This is a genomic window from Kribbella sindirgiensis (genome assembly GCF_004331435.1).
GTDB classification, from domain to species: Bacteria; Actinomycetota; Actinomycetes; order Propionibacteriales; family Kribbellaceae; genus Kribbella; species Kribbella sindirgiensis.
In genome coordinates this window covers 63,090-85,393 of the sequence record NZ_SJKA01000010.1, presented here as the reverse complement: position 1 = coordinate 85,393, position 22,304 = coordinate 63,090, and the positions used below count along the sequence as shown (strand labels likewise).

The 22,304-nt window shown below is 69.0% G+C and carries 19 protein-coding genes; 9 read left to right on the top strand and 10 right to left on the bottom strand.

Features of this window, described 5'->3' with window-relative positions; genetic code table 11:
* Positions 1-3 precede the first annotated feature (3 nt).
* Complete coding sequence (locus tag E0H50_RS26650; RefSeq protein WP_131293259.1) at positions 4-579, top strand: DUF1707 SHOCT-like domain-containing protein; 576 nt, start codon at positions 4-6, stop codon at positions 577-579.
* 35 nt (positions 580-614) lie between these two features.
* Positions 615-1,778, top strand: a complete 1,164-nt coding sequence (locus E0H50_RS26645; protein ID WP_131293258.1) for an acyl-CoA dehydrogenase family protein — start codon at positions 615-617, stop codon at positions 1,776-1,778.
* Between the two features lie 90 nt (positions 1,779-1,868).
* On the opposite strand, the gene E0H50_RS26640 is transcribed toward E0H50_RS26645, so the two are convergent.
* The 6 genes from E0H50_RS26640 to recA form a co-directional block, all read right to left on the bottom strand.
* Entirely contained in the window at positions 1,869-2,324 is a 456-nt protein-coding gene (locus E0H50_RS26640; RefSeq protein WP_131293257.1) for a GNAT family N-acetyltransferase, read from the bottom strand.
* 35 nt (positions 2,325-2,359) lie between these two features.
* Complete coding sequence (gene rny, locus E0H50_RS26635) at positions 2,360-4,111, bottom strand: ribonuclease Y (RefSeq protein ID WP_131293256.1); 1,752 nt, start codon at positions 4,109-4,111, stop codon at positions 2,360-2,362.
* Positions 4,112-4,804: 693 nt separating this feature from the next.
* On the bottom strand, positions 4,805-5,203 hold the full coding sequence (locus E0H50_RS26630) for an antitoxin (protein WP_131293255.1): 399 nt from the start codon (positions 5,201-5,203) through the stop codon (positions 4,805-4,807).
* Between the two features lie 193 nt (positions 5,204-5,396).
* Positions 5,397-5,786 (bottom strand): MmcQ/YjbR family DNA-binding protein, encoded by a 390-nt coding sequence (locus E0H50_RS26625; RefSeq protein ID WP_238151229.1) that lies wholly within the window; start codon positions 5,784-5,786, stop codon positions 5,397-5,399.
* A 65-nt stretch (positions 5,787-5,851) separates the two neighbouring features.
* Positions 5,852-6,346 carry a regulatory protein RecX gene (locus E0H50_RS26620; protein ID WP_238151228.1) on the bottom strand — a complete coding sequence of 165 codons (495 nt, stop codon included), beginning with the start codon at positions 6,344-6,346 and terminating at the stop codon, positions 5,852-5,854.
* A 1,171-nt stretch (positions 6,347-7,517) separates the two neighbouring features.
* Positions 7,518-8,588, bottom strand: a complete 1,071-nt coding sequence (gene recA, locus E0H50_RS26615; RefSeq protein ID WP_131293253.1) for a recombinase RecA — start codon at positions 8,586-8,588, stop codon at positions 7,518-7,520.
* A 249-nt stretch (positions 8,589-8,837) separates the two neighbouring features.
* Between recA and E0H50_RS26610 the strand changes: the two genes are divergently transcribed.
* The 3 genes from E0H50_RS26610 to E0H50_RS26600 all read left to right on the top strand — a co-directional run bounded on the left by E0H50_RS26610 (position 8,838) and on the right by E0H50_RS26600 (position 12,504).
* Complete coding sequence (locus tag E0H50_RS26610) at positions 8,838-9,629, top strand: hypothetical protein (protein WP_131293252.1); 792 nt, start codon at positions 8,838-8,840, stop codon at positions 9,627-9,629.
* 40 nt (positions 9,630-9,669) lie between these two features.
* Positions 9,670-10,230, top strand: coding sequence for a GrpB family protein (locus E0H50_RS26605; protein WP_131293251.1), 561 nt, complete (start codon positions 9,670-9,672; stop codon positions 10,228-10,230).
* 168 nt (positions 10,231-10,398) lie between these two features.
* Complete coding sequence (locus E0H50_RS26600; RefSeq protein ID WP_238151227.1) at positions 10,399-12,504, top strand: MMPL family transporter; 2,106 nt, start codon at positions 10,399-10,401, stop codon at positions 12,502-12,504.
* A gap of 17 nt (positions 12,505-12,521) precedes the next feature.
* Here E0H50_RS26600 and E0H50_RS26595 read toward each other — a convergent pair whose 3' ends face one another.
* Both E0H50_RS26595 and E0H50_RS26590 read right to left on the bottom strand, forming a co-directional pair.
* On the bottom strand, positions 12,522-12,716 hold the full coding sequence (locus tag E0H50_RS26595; RefSeq protein ID WP_131293249.1) for a DUF3046 domain-containing protein: 195 nt from the start codon (positions 12,714-12,716) through the stop codon (positions 12,522-12,524).
* The gene (locus tag E0H50_RS26590; protein ID WP_131293248.1) at positions 12,713-13,852 is read right to left on the bottom strand and encodes an LppM family (lipo)protein; all 1,140 of its coding nucleotides are present in this window, start codon (positions 13,850-13,852) and stop codon (positions 12,713-12,715) included. The genes E0H50_RS26595 and E0H50_RS26590 overlap by 4 nt, the downstream gene beginning before the upstream one ends.
* A 109-nt stretch (positions 13,853-13,961) precedes the next feature.
* Here E0H50_RS26590 and E0H50_RS26585 point away from each other — a divergent pair, with 109 nt between their 5' ends.
* The 3 genes from E0H50_RS26585 (at position 13,962) to E0H50_RS26575 (ending at position 19,980) form a co-directional block, all read left to right on the top strand.
* Positions 13,962-18,611, top strand: a complete 4,650-nt coding sequence (locus E0H50_RS26585) for an ATP-dependent helicase (RefSeq protein WP_131293247.1) — start codon at positions 13,962-13,964, stop codon at positions 18,609-18,611.
* A gap of 11 nt (positions 18,612-18,622) precedes the next feature.
* Positions 18,623-19,408: an Fpg/Nei family DNA glycosylase gene (locus tag E0H50_RS26580; RefSeq protein ID WP_131293246.1), complete on the top strand. Its 786-nt coding sequence runs from the start codon at positions 18,623-18,625 to the stop codon at positions 19,406-19,408.
* A gap of 110 nt (positions 19,409-19,518) precedes the next feature.
* Entirely contained in the window at positions 19,519-19,980 is a 462-nt protein-coding gene (locus E0H50_RS26575; protein WP_131293245.1) for a DUF4262 domain-containing protein, read from the top strand.
* An 11-nt stretch (positions 19,981-19,991) separates the two neighbouring features.
* On the opposite strand, the gene E0H50_RS26570 is transcribed toward E0H50_RS26575, so the two are convergent.
* Together E0H50_RS26570 and E0H50_RS26565 are read right to left on the bottom strand one after the other, a co-directional pair.
* On the bottom strand, positions 19,992-20,279 hold the full coding sequence (locus tag E0H50_RS26570) for a helix-turn-helix domain-containing protein (RefSeq protein ID WP_131293244.1): 288 nt from the start codon (positions 20,277-20,279) through the stop codon (positions 19,992-19,994).
* A gap of 163 nt (positions 20,280-20,442) precedes the next feature.
* Positions 20,443-20,940 (bottom strand): CinA family protein, encoded by a 498-nt coding sequence (locus E0H50_RS26565; RefSeq protein WP_420323258.1) that lies wholly within the window; start codon positions 20,938-20,940, stop codon positions 20,443-20,445.
* 155 nt (positions 20,941-21,095) lie between these two features.
* Here E0H50_RS26565 and E0H50_RS26560 point away from each other — a divergent pair, with 155 nt between their 5' ends.
* The gene (locus tag E0H50_RS26560; protein ID WP_131293242.1) at positions 21,096-22,295 is read left to right on the top strand and encodes a DUF2332 domain-containing protein; all 1,200 of its coding nucleotides are present in this window, start codon (positions 21,096-21,098) and stop codon (positions 22,293-22,295) included.
* Positions 22,296-22,304 lie beyond the last annotated feature (9 nt).

Here is a 22,304-nt window from a genome sequence, read left to right as displayed (position 1 = left end):
GGCATGAGTCTGGAGCAGCCGCCGCCCAACCACCGGGCATCCGACAACGACCGTGAGCGTGCCGCCGCCGTGGTCCAGGAGGCGCACACCGACGGGCGGCTGGACTTCGAGGAACTCGACGAGCGGCTGACCCAGATCTACTCGGCCAAGACCCAGCTCGAGCTCCGCAACGCGACCGCGGACCTGGTGCCGGTCGCCCATGGCAGCGCCCAGGAGCTGACGCTGCGGGCCCGGCACAGCGCACAGAAGCGCGAGGGCGCCTGGACCGTCCCCGAACGGCTGACCGCGATCGCGGAGCACTCCTCCGTGAAGCTCGACTTCACCGACGCGCTGGTGCAGTGGACCGACATCTACGTCGACGCCCAGGCCATCCACAGCTCGGTGGTGATGGTCATCCCCGAAGGCTGGAGTGTCGACATCGACCAGGTCGAGGCCAACCACAGCAGCGCCAAGAACAAAGCCGTAGCCCCCCGCCCCGGCGGAGTCCGCCTCCACGTCACCGGCAAGGCCCACCACGCCAGCGTCATAGTCCGCCACCCCCGCAAACGCCACTGGTGGTGGCCCTGGTACCGCAAGTGAGGCCGGCCACAGCGCTGACCAGCTAGCGTGAGCACATGGGTGCTTCGTTGGATCTGGTGGATGTCGACTCCTTGCTGAGTGCGGAGGAGGTTGATGTTCGGGGGGCTGCGCGGCGGTTCGCGGACGAGCGGTTGCGGCCGTCCTTGCCGGAGTGGTTCGAGGCGGGGGCGATTCCGGCCCGGGAGCTGGCGAAGGAGCTCGGGGCGCTCGGGTTCCTCGGGATGCACCTGACCGGGTACGGGTGCGCCGGACTCGGTCCGGTCGCGTACGGGCTGGCCTGTCTCGAGATCGAGGCGGCCGACTCGGGCATGCGGTCGCTGGTGTCCGTGCAGGGCTCGCTGGCCATGTACGCGATCTGGAAGTACGGCAGCGAGGAGCAGAAGGCCGAGTGGCTCCCGCGGATGTCCGCGGGTGAGGCGATCGGCTGCTTCGGGCTGACCGAACCGGACTTCGGCTCGAACCCCGCCGGCATGCGCACGAACGCCCGCCGCGACGGCGCCGACTGGATTTTGAACGGCTCGAAGATGTGGATCACCAACGGCTCGATCGCCGACGTCGCGGTGGTCTGGGCCCGGACCGACGACGGTGTCCGCGGCTTCGTCGTACCGACGTCGACGCCCGGGTTCTCGGCGCCGGAGATCAAGCAGAAGATGTCGCTGCGCGCATCCGTCACGTCCGAGCTGGTACTCGACGACGTACGGCTGCCGGAGTCCGCGATGCTGCCCGAGGCGCGCGGCCTGTCCGGCCCGCTCGGCTGCCTGAACGAGGCCCGGTTCGGCATCATCTTCGGCGCGATGGGCGCGGCACGGGACTGCTTGGAGACCGCGATCGCGTACGCCGGCGAGCGGATCGTGTTCGACAAGCCGCTGACGGCGTACCAGCTGACGCAGGCGAAACTGGCCGACATGGCGGTCGAGCTGAACAAGGGCATCCTGCTCGCCGTCCACCTCGGCCGGCTGAAGGAGAAGGGCACACTGCGGCCCGAGCAGGTGTCGGTCGGCAAGCTGAACAACGTCCGCGAGGCGATCGCGATCGCCCGCGAGTGCCGCACGATCCTCGCGGCGAACGGCATCAGCGGCGAATACCCGATCATGCGGCACGCCAACAACCTCGAGTCCGTCCTCACCTACGAGGGGACGTCCGAGGTGCACCAGCTCGTGATCGGTCAGGCGCTGACCGGGCAGTCCGCGTTCCGCTGACGGCATCGAGAAAGCCGGCTTCACGTTCCTGCCGCCGCGCCGGTACGCCGTCCGCGTCAACACCTTCACCGCATCGGCCGCCGGCGTCGCCTAGAAGGTCTTCAGCAGGTACTCACACGGGTCGTTGTGCGTGCGTACGACAGTCCCGTCCGCCGCCTGCTCCGTCCAGTGGTCGAGCACCCGCGGCCCGGCCCACGGTTCGTACCCGAGCCGCTCGTACAACGCCCGCGCCCGGTCGTTGTCCAGTTCCACGGCCAACCCGATCGCCGGCCGGTTCCACTCCCCCGCCGCGATCGCCTCCGCGGCGCGAATGATCGCCGTACCGACGCCCTGTCCCGGGACTTCCGCGTGCAGCGCGTTGATCTCGGCCGGATCCGCGTCGGCGCGCACCTCGTCGTACTTCGACTGCCGCAGCAGGATCGTCTGCCCGACGATCTCGCCGTCGCGCCGCGCGAGCAGGTAGACGCCGCCGTCGGACTGTTGGATGTCCCAACGAGCCCGGATGTGGTGCTGCGCCCACGGTTCACCCTCCAGCGCGCCGACCATCCTGTCGACGTCGGCGCGGGTTGCGGGCTCGACAACTATTTCGCGACCTCCGTCGCCCGGGACTCCCGGACGACGGTCACGCGGATCTGACCGGGGTAGGTGAGCTCCTCCTCGACCTGCTTCGCGATGTCGCGGGCCATCACCTGCGCCGCGATGTCGTCGACCGCGTCCGGCAGCACCATCACGCGGATCTCCCGGCCGGCCTGCATCGCGAACACCTTCTCCACACCGTCGTGGTGCATCGCGATCTCCTCGAGCCGTTCGAGCCGCTGTACGTACGCCTCCAGCGACTCGCGCCGCGCACCCGGCCGGCCGCCGCTCACCGCGTCCGCCGCCTGCGTCAGCACGGCCTCGACGGTCCGGACCTCGACCTCGTTGTGATGCGCCTCGATACAGTGCACGACGTCGTCGTTCTCGCCGTACTTGCGGGCCAGCTCGGCGCCGACGATCGCGTGACTGCCCTCGGACTCGTGCGTGAGCGCCTTCCCGATGTCGTGCAGGAACGCGCCGCGCTTGCACAGCTTCGGATCCAGCCCGAGCTCGGCCGCCATCATCGAGGCGATGTGCGCCGACTCGACCAGATGCTTCAGCACGTTCTGCCCGTACGACGTCCGGTAGCGCAGCAGCCCCATCGTCCGGATCAGCTCCGGATGCAGGTCGATGATCCCGACATCGGCCATCGCGTCCTCGGCGGCCCGCTGGCACAGCTCGGCGACCTCGCCCTTGCTGCGCTCGTAGATCTCCTCGATCCGGCTCGGGTGGATCCGGCCGTCGAGCACCAGCGAGTCCAGGGTCAGCCGCGCGGTCTCCCGGCGAACCGGATCGAAGCAGGACAGCAGCACCGCTTCCGGGGTGTCGTCGATGATCAGGTTCACGCCGGTGGTCTGCTCGAACGACCGGATGTTGCGGCCCTCGCGCCCGATGATCCGGCCCTTCATGTCGTCGCTCGGCAGATGGACGACCGACACCACCGACTCACTCGTCTGCTCGGACGCCAGCCGCTGCACCGCGCCGGTGATGATCTTGCGCGCCTTCGTCTCGCCCTCGTCGAGCGCCTGCCGCTCGATGTCGCGGACGATCGTGTGCGCGTGCCGCTTCGCCTCGTCCTCGATCGCCGCGACCAGCTCGGCCTTCGCCTGCTCGCTCGTCAGGTTCGCGACACCCTCGAGAATCCGGCGGCGCTCGTCCTCGAGATCCTTGATCTCCTGCTTGCGCAGCTCCAGCTCCGCCAACCGCGCGGTCAGCTCGGTGTGGCGTTCCTCGATCCCGCGGTGCTGCTCGTCGAGCCGCTCCTCGCGTTCGGTCAGCCGGTGGTCGCGGCGCTCCATCTCCAGCCGCTGCTCCCGCAGGTCGTCCCGGATCGACTGCGCCTCCGCCTCCGCCTCCCGGCGTACGTCGGACGCCCGCTGCTCCGCGTCACGCCGTACCTCGGACGCCCGGTCCTCCGCGCCGCGGCGGATCTCCTCGGCGCGCTGCTCGGCCGCCTCGGCCCGCGTCCGCAGTACGGCGGCGTCCTCCTCGGCCTGCCGACGGATCAGCTCCGCCGCGGTCTTCGCGCCCGCCTGGAGTTGAGCCGCCTCCCGTTGAGCTGCCTCGACCTGTGCAGCCTCGAGCTGTGCTGTCTCGTGTTGGGCAGCCTCGAGCTGGGCGGTCTCGCGCTGGGTCGCCTGCTGTGGCGAACTCGCGGCGTCCACAGCCTTCCGGCGGGAGAGAGTGAGGCCGATCCACGCCAGCAGTCCGGCGATCAGCAATCCGATCAGGGCCAGGCCAACGGACATCGCGGTCATCGGCGTCTCCCCTCTCCTTCGAGTCCCACGCGGGAACTGTGGCCATCGGTCGAAGGGATCAGCCACCCAGCCTTTCGGTAAGGCGTCACCAGGGTACGGCGGTGCCGGCGCCACCCCTGCTGAGGCGGTACCGGTGCTGCCACTTCCGGCGGTGCCGACGGTGCTGCTGCGCACTCGCTGCCGATGTGCTGCCAGCGTGCTCGCGGTCCGCGAACCCCCGTCCGCCGACTGCGGGGACGCCGCATCCGCAGCCGTCCCGCGTTGCTTGCTCACCGTGCGTCGCCGGTCGAACCCTCGGAGACCACGATGGCCCCGCTCGTGTCCTGGCTGGCTGCTGCCGTTCAGGTATTACGTGCGGCGCCGTCTATCCGACAGCGTTTGTACGACGCCGTCGTCCTTCCTTCAGCTCGGTCGAGCGTGGTTGCGTTTTCCCGGCCGGCCGGTAGTTTCACCAGCCCGCCGTTCCTCATATCCGCCACCGTACCGGTGGATTCATCCCTTCCTGATGCCGAGGCTAAGCGCGCCCCACCACCCGGTCAAGACGGACACTCGTCGACGGCACCGCCGATCTCGCGCCACACCTCCACAAGACCACCTCGTGAGGTGGTCTACTCCGGATCCCCCAGCCGTGTGCTGTCAGCTCGACCACACCAACCTCAGCGGTCGAGCTGACCGTCCGTGGACCCGGCTGGACTAGCTGCCCTGGGTCCCGGTTCGCCCGTCCGACGTGCCGGCCGTCTCCGCCGACTCACCGGGGGCCGCTTCGGGTGTACCTGCCGACGCGCCCGTGGCTGACTCGGAAGCAGTCCCGGTGGACTCGGACGCTGCTTCGGGGCGCTCAGGCGCCGTGGAGGATTCCGCTCCCGCCGGGCTCGGGGTCTCTTCGGAGCGGCCCGGGGCGTCTTCGGAGTTCTGCTTGTCGACGAAGCCGCCGACCTTCTGCTGGACTGCGTCGACCTTCTCCGCGTACTTCCCGCCGGTCTGCTTGTCGATCAGGTCGCCTGCCTTCTCGACGCCGGCCTTGATCTTGTCCGGGTTCTGCTTGACGACATTCCGGAGCCAGTTCTTCGCCTGTTCCTGGAAATCGTTCATTGCACCCTCCGCGGTGTCTGGGGCGGATCGACGGAAAATCCCAGCCTACGGACCGGAGCAAATACCGGTCCTACCTCGGATAACACACCGTCACGCCGCACCCGTCAACGCCCCTCGCCGCAGCCCGCCCTCCGAACCCACGTCACCCTCCGTCATATCCATGGGTCACCGGGTGGTGAGGCCGGGTCGCCGGCTACCTGTTTCCGAGGTGCGCCTTGGCCACATCCGCCGGCGCGTGCACCAGCCAAGCGTCGAGCAGGGCTTCCTTCAGGACGGCCTCGGACACCTCGTCCAGCTGAACCAGTACTGCGGCGTACCCATCGAAATGCGGGATGGTGAAGAACCCGTCCCCGGCCCGCGCCTGCAGCACAGCTTCCTTCTCCGCCAGGTCCTCAACCACCAGCGCGAGAATCGGCCCGCTAGGCGGCGTCTCGTCCCCAAACCGCTTCAGATCCGCCTTACTGAACGGCCGCTCCCACGCGTACGCCTTCCCTCCAACCTTCCACGTCCGCGTCCCATACCGAGTGGCCTCCTCGGTCCCCGGCAACGCCAGAACCACCCGCTCCACATCACCCAGGCTCATCACCCCACCGACGCTACCGCCGATAACTACTCGGGTTCGAGACCGGAGGACTCGAGGAGCAGGAACTACTCCGGCTCAAGTCCCGAGGAGTCGAGGAGCGGGAACTCTTCGTGGCCGGCGTCGAGCTCCTCTTTGACGACGGTCATGGCCAGACCACCCGGATATCCCTTACGCGCAAGCATTCCGAGCAATCGCCGCATCGCTACCTGGCGCTCCAGCGAACGCATCGAGCGCAACTTCCGCCGTACCAGCTCGCGAGCCCGCTCCTCCTCCTGCTCAGGCTGCAGCTCGTCCAGCGCGTCCCGCGCCAACTGGTCGTCCACCCCACGCCGCCGCAGCTCCTGCGCCAGCGCACGCTTCCCCAGACCTCGTCCGCGATGCCGTGACTCCACCCAGGCGTTCGCGAACGCGGCATCGTCGATCAGCCCGACGTCGGTAAACCGATCCAGCACCGCATCGGCCACCTCGTCCGGAATCTCCCGCTCAGCCAGCAGATCAGCCAACTCGGCCCGCGTCCGCGGCTGCCCCGTCAACTTGTCCAGCAGAATCGTCCGAGCCACCGAGTACGGATCCCCCGCCGCCCCATCAAACTCCGGATCCCCCGTCCCCGGAGGCTCCTCCCCCACTGGCCGCTTCCCCCGCCGCCCAAATCCCCCACCACGCCGCCGCCCAGCCCCACCCCGAGCCGAACCACCCCGCGAACCCGCCGACGCCCCCGAGGCCTCTGCCCCGAACACGCCACCCGCCGTGTCCACGGGCGCAGCACCCGCCAGGCCAGGCACTCCGCTGAACGCGTCACCCGACCCGCGCGACTGTGCGCCGGAGGGTGCGTCCACGGGTGAATCCGTAGGTGCGGCCGTGACTCCGCCAGCACCAGCGTCAGAGGGTGCATCCGAGCGCGCGGCCGTGGATGCGTCTGTGGGCCCGTCAGCACGAGCGTCGGCGGGCACGTCGCCCCCGGAGGCGTGTGCCTCGTCGGATGCTGCGGTCGACGGACTGGGCCGAGCTTGGCTCGTACCGCGGGTGGAAGGGTGCGACGTGGTAGACGACAAGTCGTCCATAGAGGCATCAACCGGGTCTGCCCACGGGTCAAACGTGTCGACCGCGCCGAGGTCATCGCGCCAGGCCGACGGCGTCGACTCAGCTGACGGCTCAGGCGCAGGAGCGTCGTCTGCGAAGGCTTGGGCTGCGGCTCGGCGGGCGGCGGCTCGGTCCTTGGACGTCCGGACGGTCTGCTGGTCCTCGTCGCCCCAGGGGTCTATGGGGTCGGCGGTTCGTCTGATGGAACTGGTGCGTCGCGTGGTGCTCCGCTCCGACTCCCCACTGTCCAGGAAGTCACCGGGGTCGTCCCACGGGTCGACTGCGCTCGATCCCCGATTGCTTCCTCGCCTCGAATTACTGGAGGACCTTTCGCTGTCACCAAAGGCAGTTGCTGCGCTGCCCGCACGGCCCCGCCGATCGCCACCCGACGAAGACGTCGAGCGCGAGGTATCACGCTCCGCGGACACCTGCCGAGCTGACCTCCGCCGGTACGGCGTGCGCTCGGTGGCAGCCGGGTCCGCGGTTTCTCCGGCGACCGGCTCCGCGGGGTTCGCGGACGCGTTCGCGCCTTCGGCCAGGAGTTTGCGGGCCAGGGCGAGGCGTTCGTCGTGAGGGAGGGACAGCGCCGCGGGGGCAGCGTCGTCGGCAGCTGATGACTGCCGGGGGACGCTGCCGCCCGCGGAGGGTCGGTCAGAAGTCGACATCGACCTCGGCCGCGGCCTCGCCGGCCGGCTGGTCAAGGGTCGGGCCGATACCCATCTTCTCCTTGATCTTCTTCTCCAGCTCGTTGGCCAGATCGGGGTTGTCGCGCAGGAAGTTCCGCGCGTTCTCCCGGCCCTGGCCGAGCTGGTCGCTCTCGTACGTGAACCAGGCGCCGGCCTTGCGGACGAAGCCCTGGTCCACACCGAGGTCGAGCAGGCTGCCCTCGCGGCTGATGCCCTGGCCGTAGATGATGTCGAACTCGGCCTGCTTGAACGGCGGGGCCACCTTGTTCTTCACGACCTTGACGCGGGTCCGGTTGCCGACCACGTCCGTGCCGTCCTTCAGCGCCTCGATCCGGCGCACGTCCAGCCGCACCGAGGCGTAGAACTTCAGCGCCTTACCACCGGTCGTCGTCTCCGGGGAGCCGAACATCACGCCGATCTTCTCGCGCAGCTGGTTGATGAAGATCGCGGTCGTGTTCGTCCCGCTGACCGCACCGGTCATCTTGCGCAGCGCCTGGCTCATCAGGCGGGCCTGCAGACCGACGTGGCTGTCGCCCATCTCGCCCTCGATCTCGGCCCGGGGCACCAGCGCGGCCACCGAGTCGATCACGACGATGTCGATCGCGCCGGAGCGCACCAGCATGTCGGCGATCTCCAGCGCCTGCTCACCGGAGTCGGGCTGCGAGACCAGCAGCGCGTCGGTGTCGACGCCCAGCTTCCGCGCATACTCCGGGTCGAGCGCGTGCTCGGCGTCGATGAAGGCCGCGATCCCGCCGGCGCGCTGCGCGTTCGCCACCGCGTGCAGGGCGACCGTCGTCTTACCGGAGGACTCCGGGCCGTAGATCTCCACCACCCGGCCGCGCGGCAGACCGCCGATCCCGAGCGCGATGTCGAGTGAGATCGAACCGGTCGGGATGACCTCGATCGGCGGCCTGTTCTGCTCGCCCAGGCGCATCACCGAACCCTTGCCGCACTGCCGCTCGATCTGCGTCAGCGCGGTCGCAAGCGCCTTCTCGCGATCGGCCGCCGCGCGCTCCGCACTCGCTACACCCGCCATGTGACTGCCACCTGACCCATCTGATAATCCGGGGCCGCCGCCGGCCGCCCGAAGGAACTTTGTTGTCGCCAGAGAAGGTATTCGTTGCCTCCGACAGTTTTCGCCGCGACTTCGAATCTGTGGACAACTCGGCCGTCCAGCCACCTTCCGAGCACCAAAGTATCCCGAACACGTGTTCGAATCACAACTGACACGCCGAAGCCTGTTCCGGCAACCATCCTGACCCAGCTGATCCCTACTCTTGCGGACGTGACCGACCGTCCCGACATCCCCGATTCCGCCGTGGTCCTCGCGATCAGCCGGGTCGAATTCGGTATCGACTTCGTGCTCGACGCGCTCCGCTCGCAGGACCCGTTCGGCATCCGCAGCTACCTGACCGAGTACTCCGACCAGGAGAAGCCCAACCTGGCCGAGAAGGGCCTGATCCTAGCGATCGACCGGCTGCTGCAGATGAAGGTGCCCGGCCACGAGGAGTGGCCGACGCTCCCGCTGGCCAAGCGCTGCGACTGGTGGGTCGAGCGCCTCGGCGGGTTCGCCGCGGTCGTCGCCGGTCTCCCCCGGCTCAGCGGTGCGGCCGCCGACCGGCTACCGATGAAGGACACTCTCGGCGCGGCCGTGCAGGCGATGGTGATCGGCGCGGTCTGCCGTGAGTACGGCGTGGAAGCGCACGCCGACCGTACGTCGATCATCATCCGCGTCCTCACCGACCGCCCGATCACGCCGGACGAGGTCCTCAAGTACGACGACCCCGAGGTCGCCGGCAAGGACGTCTCCGAGCAGCTGGGCCTCGACGAGGTCTCAAAGGACATGGGGTTGCGCAAGGGCGTCCGGCTGGTCTGGCGACTGAGCAAGCTGTTCGGCGGGCTCAGCGAGGTGTTTGAAGAGCGCCCGCGCGGCAGCCTGGGCGCCCGGTTCGTCGGGAAGCTTCCCGGCGTCGGCGTGGTCGGCGGCTTCTTCGACGAGCGCAAGGGCATCAAGAAGGCGGCGTACGAAGCAGCAGACCTGCTCACCACCAGCGCGTTCCGGGTCAAACCGGTGTAATGGCTGGGACCTGCCCTCGCGGTACTGGGATGATCTCCCCATGACTGAGATCGTCATTGCGCGGCCGGACGACACCTGGCCCGCGCAGTACCAGAAGACCGCACAGGTGATCAGCGGGTTGCTCGGCGAGCTGGCCCAGCGGATCGACCATGTCGGCTCCACCTCGGTGCCGGGTCTGCCAGCCAAGGACATCATCGACATCCAGGTGACGGTAGGCACCGAACCGGACCTGGACGACGTCGCCGAGCGGATGGCCGCCGCGGACTGGGAACTCCGCCCGCCGCGGCGTGACCACCCGGTGCCGGGCCTGCCCGCGGACGACATCCAGTGGGTGAAGCGGATGCTGGTCGAGCCGATGTACCGGCGCCGGGTGAACCTGCACATCCGCGTGGCAGGGCGCGCCAACCAGCGCTACGCCCTGCTGTTCCGCGACTACCTGCGCAGTCATCCGGAAACGGCACGGGCGTACGCCGTCTTCAAGGAGCAGGCCGCCGCGCTCCGGCTCGGGATCGGCGACTACACCGATCTCAAGGACCCGGTCTGCGATCTCATCTACCTACCGGCCGAGGAGTGGGCCGCCCGCACCGGCTGGACGATCTGAGAACTGAACCAGTTCCTGTGCAGGCAGGAGGACGCACGGTGAGCGCAGTACTACCGAGTGGTCGTTGACCCTGCATGACACAGCCACCACGCTGGTTCCGGGGGACGTCGTGATCGGTCCGGCGTGCGGACAGACGTCTCTCCAGGGGGCGTGGTTCGGGTGGGCGGAGTGGGACGGCTGGCGGCGTTGCCGTGCGGCAAGGTGTCCAAGTGGATCGTGCTGGCACTGTGGATCGTCGCAATAGGCGTGTCCTTCAGTCCGGCAGGCAAGCTGACCGGCGCGCAGGAGAACGACGCTGTCTCGTGGCTGCCCGGCAAGGCTGAGTCCACCGAGGTCTTGAAGGCGACCGAGCAGTTCTCGTCCCCGGACGAGATTCCGGCTGTGCTGGTGTACGAACGCTCGTCCGGTATCACTCCCGCTGACCAGCAAGCGGTCGCCCGACAGGTGGCGCAGTACGGCGACCTGCAGGACGTCGACCGTGACGTCGTCGGGCCGATCCCGTCGGAGGATCGCAAGGCACTCCAGGTGCTCGTACCGATCAACGCCGGCTCTGGAGGCTGGGAGACCATCGGTGCGCGTGCCGATGACATCAGGCGGATCGCGGCGGACCGGCCGGACGGGCTGTCGTTCCACGTGACCGGACCGGGCGGATTCGCCGCCGACTCGCAAGAGGCCTTCGCAGGTATCGACGGCAAACTCCTGTACTCCGCTGCAGCCGTAGTGATCGTCATCCTCCTGCTCACCTACCGGAGCCCTGTGTTGTGGTTGCTGCCACTCCTCTCCGCAGGTGTCGCCCTCTTTGCGGCACAGGCCGTCATCTACGTCTTGGCGACCCGAGCAGACCTGACCGTCAACGCCCAGAGCGCAGGCATCCTGACAGTCCTCGTGTTCGGCGCGGGGACGGACTATGCCCTGCTACTGGTAGCCCGGTACCGCGAAGAACTCAGGAGACATCAGGACCGGCATGAGGCGATGGCAGTCGCTCTGCACCGATCGGGCCCAGCGATCATCGCATCAGGATCCACAGTGGTAGCAGGCATGCTCTGTCTGCTGTTCGCCTCGATGAACTCCACCCGCGGGCTCGGTCCGGTCGCAGCAGTCGGCATCGTGATCGCACTGCTCGCCATGCTGACCTTGCTGCCCGCACTGCTCGTCATCTGTGGTCGTTGGGTGTTCTGGCCGCTCCGTCCGACGTACGGATCGGATGACCACACCGAGACGAGTGTGTGGGGTCGCATCGGCAGACGGATCGCCGTACGGCCGCGGCTGACCTGGATCACCACGTCCGTACTCCTCGGCATCGCCGCCCTCGGCGTCCTGACACTCGACGCCAACGGGCTGTCCAACGAGGAGTCCTTCGTCGGTACGCCGGACTCCGTGGTCGGAGAGAAGATCGTGGCCGCCCATTTCCCGGCCGGCGCGGGCAACCCACTGGTCGTCGTGAGCAAGGCTGACAAGGCCGCGGAGGTCCGTACGGCGATGTCGTCGACGCAAGGGATCGCGGCGGTGGCGGAGCCGCGGGTGGCCGGCGGACTGGCGTACCTCGAGGGGACCATGACCGACGCGGTGGACACGCAGGCCGCGAAGGACACCGTCGATCGGGTCCGGGCGTCCGTTCACGCCGTGCCGGACGCCGACGCGCTCGCCGGGGGTGGCGCCGCGATCCTGCTGGACACGCAGCGGGCGTCCGATCACGACAACAAGCTGATCATCCCGGTGGTGCTCGCGGTGGTGCTGGCGATCCTCGCACTGTTGCTGCGGGCACTGGTCGCGCCGGTGATGCTGGTGGCAACCGTCGTACTGTCGTTCGGCGCGGCGCTCGGGATCAGCTCACTCGTGTTCAACGCACTCGGCTTCGGGGGTGCGGACACCTCGTTGCCGCTGTTCGTCTTCGTCTTCCTCGTCGCCTTGGGGATCGACTACAACATCTTCCTGATGACGCGCGTGCACGAGGAGGCGAAGACCCACGGCACCCGGCGCGGAGCGCTGATCGGGGTCGCCGCGACCGGTGGGGTGATCACGTCGGCCGGCCTGGTACTGGCGGGGACGTTCGCGGTGCTGGCGACGCTGCCGGTGGTGGCCTTCGCGGAGATCGGCATCGCGGTCGCGCTCGGCGTACTGCTCGACACCATCGTCGTCCGCGCCGTGCTGGTCACGGCGCTGAACCTGGACATCGGCCGGCACCTGTGGTGGCCGAGCCGACTGGCCCGTCAGCGCGATCCCGAGCCGGCCGACAGCCTGCCTGAGGGTGAGTCCACGCTCACCAGAACCTGATCGAGTGGGTGGGCTGTTCAGCGTTCGCTGGCGGGGAGGTTGAGGTGCTTCCACACGGCCCGCCAGACGAACTTGGCGGCCTCACCGTCGGCCAGGGCCTCGACGACCGTGCGGCCGCCGAGCTCCTGGACCACCTGGGTCTCTGCCCAGGTCCGTGCATACGCGGGCCCGAGATGGTGATCCATCCGAGCCCAGAATTCCGTCAGTCTCATGCCTGCCCGTCATTGTCCTTCGGCGGCGGTCCCCAACCGCCCTGCTGCCCCTGCTGAGGCGCCGACGGACCACCCTGCTGACCCCAACCACCCTGCTGCTGCGGCGGCTGCTGACCGTAACCCTGCGGCGGCTGACCAGGCTGCTGACCTGGCTGCTGTCCCCAACCACCGGGACCCTGCTGAGGCTGCCCAGGGTACTGCTGCTGACCAGGCTGACCAGGCTGCTGCCCCTGCGGCGGCTGACCCGGGTACTGCCCCGGCTGCCCGCCGTACTGACCAGGCTGTCCCTGCTGGCCACCGTACTGACCAGGCTGGCCCGGCTGGCCCGGCTGGCCGCCGTACTGACCGGGCTGGCCCGGGTACTGCCCACCGGGACCTTGCTGGCCGTACTGCTGCTGACCGAACCCAGGCTGCCCCGGGTACTGCCCCGGACCGCCGTACTGACCCGGCTGGCCCGGGTACTGCCCCGGGAACTGCTGGCCGTAGCCCTGCTGCCCCTGCGCCTTGCGGCTGCGCAGGATGAAGAACACCGCCGCGCCGATCGCCAGCAGCACGAGCACGATGATCAGGATCAGCGCCCACATCGGGAACCCGCCACCGGCCTCGGAGGTCAGCGAGATCTTCCCGAGCTTGTCGACGCTGTCGTACGTCGCCGTCCGCCCACTGATCTTGGCGCCGCTGTCGTGCTCGAGGATCTTGCCCGGCATGGTGATCTTGAAGTTCACCTCCGGCTGACTGCCGGACGGCAGGCTGCTGCCCAGGTTGTCGGCGTCGACCTTCAGCGTGACCTTGTCGCCGTCCTTGGCGAGGGCGACCCCGTCACCACTCGAGCCGCCCATGTCGGAGAACGGCACGTTCTGGAAGGTGCAGTTGGAGCCGACGTACTTGTCGTCCTCGTACGACTTGCACTCGACGCCCTTGGTGGCCGTCGATTTGACGCCGGTCTCGATCTGCTGCCGGATCTTGTCGAGGGACTGGCCGCTGGACTGCAGCAGCTGCTTGTCCACCCCGAGCTTCATGGTCCCCGAGACCGTCTCGTTCGACCCGACCTTCAGGTCGGCGTCGAGCTTGACGCACCCGGTCAGCCCGACCAGGCAGGCCACGACGACGAGGGCTGCACGTACGCGGTTCATCATGGCGCCGATCATTCCAGACGAAGGGGACAACCGGCGCACCGGACGGAAAGCGTGTGCTCACGGTGGGCGATCGGGCGGCTCGTGAAAACTGTCGGCGGGACCCGGCAAGATGGTCGGCGTGAAGAAAACCAGCGCGTTGAGCCGGTTCTCGCCCGCGACCCGGGCGTGGTTCGGCGACGTCTTCGAGGCGGCCACCCCGGCCCAGCTCGAGGCGTGGGACGCCATCACCGCGGGCCGGGACGCGCTGGTGGTCGCCCCGACCGGCTCCGGGAAGACGCTGGCGGCCTTCCTGTGGGCGCTGGACCGGCTGGCCACGACCCCACCGCCGGACGATCCGAAGCTGCGCTGCCGGGTGCTCTACGTGTCACCGCTGAAGGCGCTGGCCGTCGACGTCGAGCGGAACCTTCGCGCTCCGCTGATCGGCATCCGCGAGACCGCCCGCCGGCTCGGTGAGGCGCCGATCGACGTCGAGGTCGCGGTGCGCTCGGGCGACACCCCGGCCAATGAGCGGCGACGGTTCGCCACGCGGCCGTCCGACGTACTGATCACCACTCCCGAGTCCCTGTTCCTGTTGCTGACCTCGCAAGGCCGGGAGTCGCTGCGCGGCGTCGAGACCGTCATCGTCGACGAGGTGCACGCGGTCGCCGGGACCAAGCGGGGCGCGCATCTCGCGCTGACCCTCGAGCGGCTCGACACACTGCTGCCGCAGCCGGCGCAGCGGATCGGCCTGTCGGCGACGGTGCGACCGGTGGAGGAGGTCGCGCGATTCCTCGGCGGCGAGCGGCCGGTGACTGTCGTGCAGCCCAAGTTCACGAAGCAGTGGGATCTGAGCGTGGTCGTCCCGGTCGAGGACATGGCCGAGCTGGCCGCGACCGAAGTGGAGACGTCGGGGTCCGCGGCCGGTCCGCAGCAGCACGCGTCGATCTGGCCGCACGTCGAGGAGCACGTCTTCGACCTGATCAGTCAGCACAGTTCGACGATCGTCTTCTCGAACTCGCGCCGCCTGGCCGAGCGACTGACCGCCCGGCTGAACGAGATCGCCGCCGAGCGCGCGGAGCTCGAGCTTCCGGAGCTGGGATCGCCCGCGCAGCTGATGGCGCAGTCCGGCGGGTCGCTCGCGGCGCCGCCGTTGATCGCGCGGGCGCACCACGGATCGGTCAGCAAAGAGCAGCGGGCACTGATCGAAGCGGACCTGAAGTCCGGCCGACTGCCCTGCGTCGTGGCCACGAGCAGTCTCGAGCTAGGCATCGACATGGGTGCCGTGGATCTCGTCATCCAGGTCGAGGCCCCGCCGTCGGTGGCCAGCGGGCTGCAGCGCGTCGGTCGTGCGGGTCACCAGGTGGGAGCGGTGTCGCGCGGCGTGCTGTTCCCGAAGTTCCGCGGCGACCTGATCGACACCGCCGTCGTCGTGCAGCGGATGCGCGACGGCCTGATCGAGAGCTTGCACATCCCGGCCAACCCGCTGGATGTTCTCGCGCAGCAGATCGTGTCGATCGTGTCGCTGGACTCCGTCGACGTCGACGAGCTCTTCTCGCTGGTACGACGCTGCGCGCCGTTCGCGACCCTGCCGAGATCGGCGTACGACGGGGTCCTCGACATGCTCTCGGGCCGGTACCCGTCGGACGAGTTCGCGGAGCTGCGGCCGCGGATCGTGTTCGACCGGGTCAGCGGTGAGATCTCCGGCCGGCCGGGTGCACAGCGGCTCGCGGTGACGAGCGGCGGGACGATTCCGGATCGCGGGCTGTTCGGCGTGTTCCTGGTCGGCGAGTCGACGAACCATCGGGTCGGCGAGCTCGACGAGGAGATGGTGTACGAGTCGCGGGTCGGCGACGTGTTCACGCTCGGCGCGTCGAGCTGGCGGATCGAGGACATCACTCACGACCGCGTGCTCGTCTCCCCCGCGCCCGGCCAGCCGGGCAGATTGCCGTTCTGGAAGGGCGATGCGGTCGGGCGGCCGGCCGAGCTCGGCGCGGCGACCGGCGCGTTCGTGCGCACAATGGCGTCGCTGCCGGCGGGCAAGGCGGTCCAGCGCGCTCGGACCGCGGGCCTCGACGAGTACGCCGCGAACAACCTCGTCTCGTATCTCGCCGAGCAGCGCGACGCGACCAGCCGGGTGCCTGACGACGTGACGATCGTGGTCGAGCGGTTCCGTGACGAGCTCGGTGACTGGCGGGTGTGCGTGCACTCGCCGTACGGCGGTCAGGTGCACGGCCCGTGGGCGCTGGCGATCGCCGCCCGGCTCCGGGATCGCTACGGGATGGACGCGCAGTCGGTGTCCGGCGACGACGGGATCGTGCTGCGGCTGCCGGAGACGGACGAGGCGCCGCCGGGCGCGGAGCTGGTGCTGTTCGATCCGGCGGACATCGAGGATCTGGTGACCACCGAGGTCGGTGGGTCGGCGTTGTTCGCGGCGCGGTTCCGGGAGTGCGCGGCGCGGGCCTTGCTGCTGCCACGGCGCAATCCGGGACGACGCTCACCGCTGTGGCAGCAGCGGCAGCGCGCCTCACAGCTGCTGAGTGTCGCGAGCAAGTTCGGGTCGTTCCCGATCGTGCTCGAGACGCTGCGCGAGGTCCTGCAGGATGTCTACGACCTGCCGGCGTTGAAGGACCTGCTGACCGGGATCAGTGAGCGCCGGATCTCGGTCGTCGAGGTCGAGACGTCCGAGGCGTCGCCGTTCGCGAAGTCGTTGCTGTTCGGCTATGTGGGCGCCTTCATGTACGAGGGCGACAGTCCACTCGCCGAGAAGCGGGCCGCCGCGCTGGCGCTCGATCAGAGCTTGCTCGCGGAGCTGCTCGGGCGGACCGAGCTCCGGGAGTTGCTCGACGCCGAGGTCGTGCTGCGGACCGAGGCCGAGCTGCAACGCCTCGCCGAGGACCGTCGAGCGCGGGACGCGGAAGGCCTGTTCGACGTGCTGCGGATCGTCGGTCCGCTGTCGTTGCCGGAGGCAACTCAGCGCTGCGTCGACGGTTCGGATGCGGAGTCCTGGCTGACGTCGCTCGCGGCCGCGCGGCGCGTCGTCCGGGTGCGGATCGCGGGCGAGCACCGCTGGGCGGTCGTCGAGGACGTGGCCCGGTTGCGCGACGCCCTCGGCGTGCCGCTCCCACCTGGCGTCGCGGAGGCGCATGCCGAGCCGGTCGCAGATCCGCTCGGCGACCTCGTGTCCCGGTATGCGCGGACACACGGACCGTTCCGCGCGATCGACCTCGCGACCCATCTCGGGATCGGAGTCGCGGTCGTCACCGACGCACTGCGGCGCCTGAGCGCGGCCGGTCGAGTCGTCGAAGGCGAGTTCCTGCCCGGCGGCATCGCGCTCGAGTGGTGTGACAGTGAAGTCCTCCGGCTGCTGCGCCGGCGCTCGCTCGCCGCGCTGCGAAAAGAGGTCGAGCCGGTCGATCCCTCCGCGCTGGCGCGGTTCCTCCCGGCCTGGCAAGGCATCACGAGCAGCCGCGGCCGCGGGTACGACGTACTTCTCGGCGCGGTCGAACAACTCGCGGGATGCGCGGTGCCGGCGTCGGCGCTGGAATCGATCGTGCTGCCGTCACGGGTGCCCGGGTATCAGCCGTCGATGCTGGACGAACTCACCGCGACCGGTGAAGTGGTGTGGGCCGGCTCGGGCTCACTGCCCGGGACGGACGGCTGGGTGTCGCTGCATCTGGCGGACAACTGCGATCTGACACTGCCCGACCCGGATCCGGCGTTCGAGCTCGGCGAGACGCATCAGGCGGTGCTGGACGCACTGTCCGGCGGCGGTGCGTTCTTCTTCCGGCAGCTGAGTGACGTCGTCGGATCCAGTTCCGGTGCGGTCGATGACGAGACGCTGGTCGGCGTTCTCTGGGACCTCGTCTGGGCAGGCTTCCTGACGAACGACACGTTGACGCCGGTCAGATCGCTCGTCGGCGGGGGTCGCGGCAGTCACCGAAGCCGTCGTGCGACTCCACGCGCACGTCCGGGACGCCCGGTTCGACCGGGACGGCCCGCGATGCCGTCACGCAGCGGTCCGCCGACGGCCGGTGGGCGATGGTCGTTGCTGCCGGACCGAAGCTCGGACGCGACCAGGCGCGCGCATGCCGCGGCCGAGACCCTGCTCGATCGCTACGGCATCGTGACGCGGGGCTCAGTGATCACTGAGCGGACTCCGGGTGGATTCGCGGCCGTCTACAAGGTGCTGAGCGCGTTCGAGGAGTCCGGGCGGTGCCGCCGTGGGTACTTCGTCGCAGGACTCGGAGCAGCGCAGTTCGCACTGCCGGGCGCAGTCGATCGGCTGCGGGCGCTCGCCGAGCTGCCGACGTCGACGAAGCCAGACGGGCCGTTCGGTCCTCCTGGACGGTTCGGCCCGGGCGGCGCACGGACCGGCGGTGCAGCGCGCGGCCGGAAGGACGAGGAGCTGAACGCGCGCGCCGTCGTACTGGCCGCGTCCGATCCGGCCAACCCGTACGGCGCTGCGTTGCCGTGGCCCGAGCGGGAAAGCGCCGGCGGTCATCGTCCTGGCCGGAAGGCGGGCGCTCTGGTCGTGATGGTCGACGGACAGTTGATCGTGTACGTCGAGCGTGGCGGGCGGACGGTACTGAGTTTCACCGAGGATCCCGATCTGCTGCAGCCGGCCGTTGACGCCTTGGCGCTGTCGATCCGGGACGGTCAGCTGGGCAAGCTCAGTGTGGAGACGGCCGACGGTGAGCAGGTTCGCCATACCGCGTTCGGGGACGCGTTGGCCAGGGCCGGCTTCCACGCGACGCCACGCGGTCTGCGGCTCCGGGCCTGAAGTAGTCGGTCATGCCCGAAGGAGACACCGTCTGGCGAGCCTGCAAGCGGCTGAATCAGGCTCTTGCCGGGCAGGAACTCGTCCGCACGGACTTCCGGGTGCCGTCGTTGGCGACGACCGATCTGAGTGGAAGGACGATGCTGGAAGTCGTTGCGCGCGGCAAGCACATCCTGATGCGGCTGTCCGGTGAGCTCACGGTGCACAGCCACTTCCGGATGGACGGCAGCTGGCACCTGTACCGCCCCGGCGAGCGTTGGCGCGGCGGACCTGACCACGAGATCCGGGTGGTCCTCGAAACCGCGCCATGGACGGCCGTCGGATACCGGCTCCCGGTGCTCGACCTCGTCGCCACCGGCAAGGAGGACACTGTCGTCGGGCATCTCGGACCGGATCTCCTGTCGCCGTCGTTCGATCGCGCACTCGCGATCGCGAACGTCGAGTCCGATCCAGGTCGCACCGTCAGCGAGGCCCTGCTCGACCAACGCAACCTCGCCGGGATCGGCAACTTCTATCGCACCGAGGTCTGCTTCCTGCTCGGCTTGCACCCTTGGCGTCCGGTCGAGGCTGTCGACGTCCCCGCCGCGATCGACCTCAGCCGCAAGCTGATGAAGGCCAACGTCCGCAACGGAGCCCAGGTCAGCACGGGCATCGACCGGCCGGGGCAACGCTCCTGGGTGTTCGAACGCGCCGGTAAGCCCTGCCGCCGGTGCGGTACGACGATCCTCTCGTCCACCCTCGGCGAGCCGACCCGCGAACGGGTCACCTACTGGTGCCCCGCCTGCCAACCCGAAGCCTGATTCCTGTCGGCGCCCTCCAAAATTGCCCTGTGGACAACGCCTCCGGAGGGCGCGAACACGGATACCTTCTCTGGCGAATCGAACAACCGTTCGAGCGAGAGGAGAGGGTGATGTGCGACAAGTGCGGCGGCCTGGACGACGAGGGCTACTCGCGACAGCTCGAGCGAAACATTCAGACCTACGGCTGGACGATGCAGTTCATCGAGGGCGACGGCGGCCGGAACCCTTCCTTCGGGTACACGCTCGGCCTCAGCCTGTGCGGGCATCCGGAGATCATCGTGTTCGATCCGGAGCCGTGCTGTGCCTATTTCGGGCTCAAGCCCCTCGCCTGGGCGGTGCTGGGAGGCTCGGTGTTCGACGAGGGAGACGATCTGTCCGGCTTCTTCCCGCCTCCGTATACCGCCGAGCTCCTGCGATTCCCCGACTCGGCACACCACCTGTACACGGCCAACACCATGTTCCGGCAGCCCGGTCAGCCGCCGCTGCCCGCACTGCAACTCGTCTGGCCCACCCGGACAGCACTCATCCAGCCGTCCAGAAGTGGTTCGACTCCCGACGGAGGCGTCCGATGATGATCCACGGCTCAGGCCGCGGCCACGACCTCGGCCTCGATGGTCGGGTGCGCCAGCACCAGGGCCTCTTCGCGCGCCAGATCTTCGCTCACCTCGGCGAACACCATCGACAACGGCACGTCCAACGCCATGCAGATGGCGGCCAGCAACTCGCTCGAAGCTTCCTTCTGACCGCGCTCGACCTCGGACAGATAGCCGAGGCTGACGCGTGCGTCGGCAGATACCTCGCGCAGAGTGCGCCCCTGGCGCAGCCGCTTACGCCGCAGCACGTCGCCCAGCAGGCCACGAACCAGCACCATGAGGTTTCTCCCTTCCGCCTGTCCGGTCGCGTCTACTCGCACGGTAGCTCGACCGTAGGAACCAACGGTACCTGTTGCTGGGTCACTACTTCTCGCAATGTCCACCTTCGGTGCGCCGTGCCAGTCTGCCTTACCTGTCCCCATGCTGGTCCCAACACCCCGATCAGTCGAGTTCTTCCGCCACAACTTCTGCTCCGAGTTCCAGGACGGCCTGCACACTCCCCCGCCGTACAGCTGCCCGATCACCGCTCAGCTGCAGTTTCCGGACCTGCACCGAGCCCGGTCCCGCCGCGGCGACGTACACCGTGCCGGCCTCGACACCCGCCTGCGGGTCCGGGCCGGCCACACCAGTCGTGGCGAGCCCGTAGTCCGCCCCCAGACGCTCCCGCACACCGCTGGCCAAGGCAGCGGCCGTATCCGGGTGCACCGGACCGACAGCAGCCAGCAGCTCTTCCGGAACGCCCGCAAGCGTCGCCTTGAGGTCAGTCGCGTAGACCACCACGCCACCCCGATACACAGCCGACACCCCCGGCACATCCGTCAGAACCGCCCCGACCATCCCACCGGTCAACGACTCGGCGGTCGCCAGCGTCACGCGACGTTCCAGCAACAACCCCACCAGCCGCTCAACCGCCACCTCAACCCCACTGTCCACGGCCACCTCCGACTCCCAGCACGTGCCAACCCGACACGCACCACCCAACACCACCCCCGCAACCCAACCCATGACATGGCACCCACGACGCGCGGTGGGAGTCGGTCAGTAGCCGACGGCGGACCGGTCCGGCGCCGAGTTCCGTGGCTAGACTCGCTGGAATGCCGGATGTGACTGGTGGGAGCGCGAAGAGCGGGGCGCGCGCGGGTGGGCTCGCGCAGGTCTATCGGCGGTTCGGTGAGGGCGACGCGCTGAAGACTTCGCCGCTGTACGCGCGGATGGCGATCGCACTGAGCGAGTCACCTGAAGCGCTGCGGGTGATCGAGAACGCGCCGTCACGCCGCCGGCATCCGACGGTAATCCTCGCCGCACTCCACGACCTCGCCCTCTCCGGAGACGCCCCTGACCTAGCCACAGCCATCACCGCAGCAACCGCCGCCACGGCGACCTCCATCTCCACCTCCACCTCTGCGGGACCCTCCGCGGCGACCGCCACCTCCGCGTCTTCTGTTCCTGTCGGGCGGGATGTGGCTGGGCTGGAGTTGGTTGGGGCGGTGGGGGTTGGGGTGGTTCTGCGGGACGGGGAGTTGGTTTTGGAGGTTGGTGGACGGCGGAAGGTTCGGGGGGATGAGGGTGGGCGGCATGCGGTGCTGTATCCGGCGGTTGCTGAGGTGGCGCGGCGGGTTGGGGCGGGTTCGGTTGGGCTGATTGATGTGGGGCGGCCGGCGGGGCTGAATCTGACGGTTGATCGGGTGGGGATCTTGTACTCCAACGGGCAGACGTTGGGCGTCGCGGGTTCGGCGGTGCAGGTGCCTGCCTCGATCGTGGGTGAAGGACTCGTGCCGCTACGCGCGATGCCGGAGGTTGCGGCTCGGGTCGTCGTTGATGTCGAGCCGATCGATGTCACCGCGGTGGACGAGGCACGTTGGCTGCGGGCGTGTGTTCCGCCGGATCAGGTCGAGCGGTTGGCGAGGCTCGAGGCGGAGCTGGCGTTGGCGGAGGCGGCTCCTCCGGTGCTGATCCGGGGCGGTGTCGTCGAGGTTCTGCCCGAGGCGATCGCGTCGGTGCCTGACGACGTACTCCCGGTGGTGATCACGACCTGGGCGTTGTCGGGGCTGGATCTCGAGGGGCGGTTGCGGTTCCTGCAGCGGCTGGACGAGGCGGCGACGCGGCGGCCGGTGGCGTGGGTGTCGGTCGAGGGAGTGGGAGTCGCGCCGGGGATGCCGACTTTTGGCGATCGGCGGGCATCGGGGCACAGCATTGTGGGTTTGGGCGTGTTCGACCACACGTCACTGCATGCCACGGGCGTCGGCCGCTGCTGGCTCCGCGGCGAAATGCTCGCCTGGCTGGCCAACCCGTAGACCCATGCA

Coding starts and splice junctions, on each gene's coding strand:
- E0H50_RS26585 (WP_131293247.1), top strand. CDS start 13,962: ATGGTCGGCGTGAAGAAAACCAGCGCGTTGAGCCGGTTCTCGCCCGCG.
- E0H50_RS26625 (WP_238151229.1), bottom strand. CDS start 5,786: ATGAGCCTGGGTGATGTGGAGCGGGTGGTTCTGGCGTTGCCGGGGACC.
- E0H50_RS26650 (WP_131293259.1), top strand. CDS start 4: ATGAGTCTGGAGCAGCCGCCGCCCAACCACCGGGCATCCGACAACGAC.
- rny (WP_131293256.1), bottom strand. CDS start 4,111: ATGACCGCGATGTCCGTTGGCCTGGCCCTGATCGGATTGCTGATCGCC.
- E0H50_RS26640 (WP_131293257.1), bottom strand. CDS start 2,324: ATGGTCGGCGCGCTGGAGGGTGAACCGTGGGCGCAGCACCACATCCGG.
- E0H50_RS26575 (WP_131293245.1), top strand. CDS start 19,519: ATGTGCGACAAGTGCGGCGGCCTGGACGACGAGGGCTACTCGCGACAG.
- E0H50_RS26590 (WP_131293248.1), bottom strand. CDS start 13,852: ATGATGAACCGCGTACGTGCAGCCCTCGTCGTCGTGGCCTGCCTGGTC.
- E0H50_RS26570 (WP_131293244.1), bottom strand. CDS start 20,279: ATGGTGCTGGTTCGTGGCCTGCTGGGCGACGTGCTGCGGCGTAAGCGG.
- E0H50_RS26630 (WP_131293255.1), bottom strand. CDS start 5,203: ATGAACGATTTCCAGGAACAGGCGAAGAACTGGCTCCGGAATGTCGTC.
- E0H50_RS26560 (WP_131293242.1), top strand. CDS start 21,096: ATGCCGGATGTGACTGGTGGGAGCGCGAAGAGCGGGGCGCGCGCGGGT.
- E0H50_RS26605 (WP_131293251.1), top strand. CDS start 9,670: ATGACTGAGATCGTCATTGCGCGGCCGGACGACACCTGGCCCGCGCAG.
- recA (WP_131293253.1), bottom strand. CDS start 8,588: ATGGCGGGTGTAGCGAGTGCGGAGCGCGCGGCGGCCGATCGCGAGAAG.
- E0H50_RS26580 (WP_131293246.1), top strand. CDS start 18,623: ATGCCCGAAGGAGACACCGTCTGGCGAGCCTGCAAGCGGCTGAATCAG.
- E0H50_RS26645 (WP_131293258.1), top strand. CDS start 615: ATGGGTGCTTCGTTGGATCTGGTGGATGTCGACTCCTTGCTGAGTGCG.
- E0H50_RS26595 (WP_131293249.1), bottom strand. CDS start 12,716: ATGAGACTGACGGAATTCTGGGCTCGGATGGATCACCATCTCGGGCCC.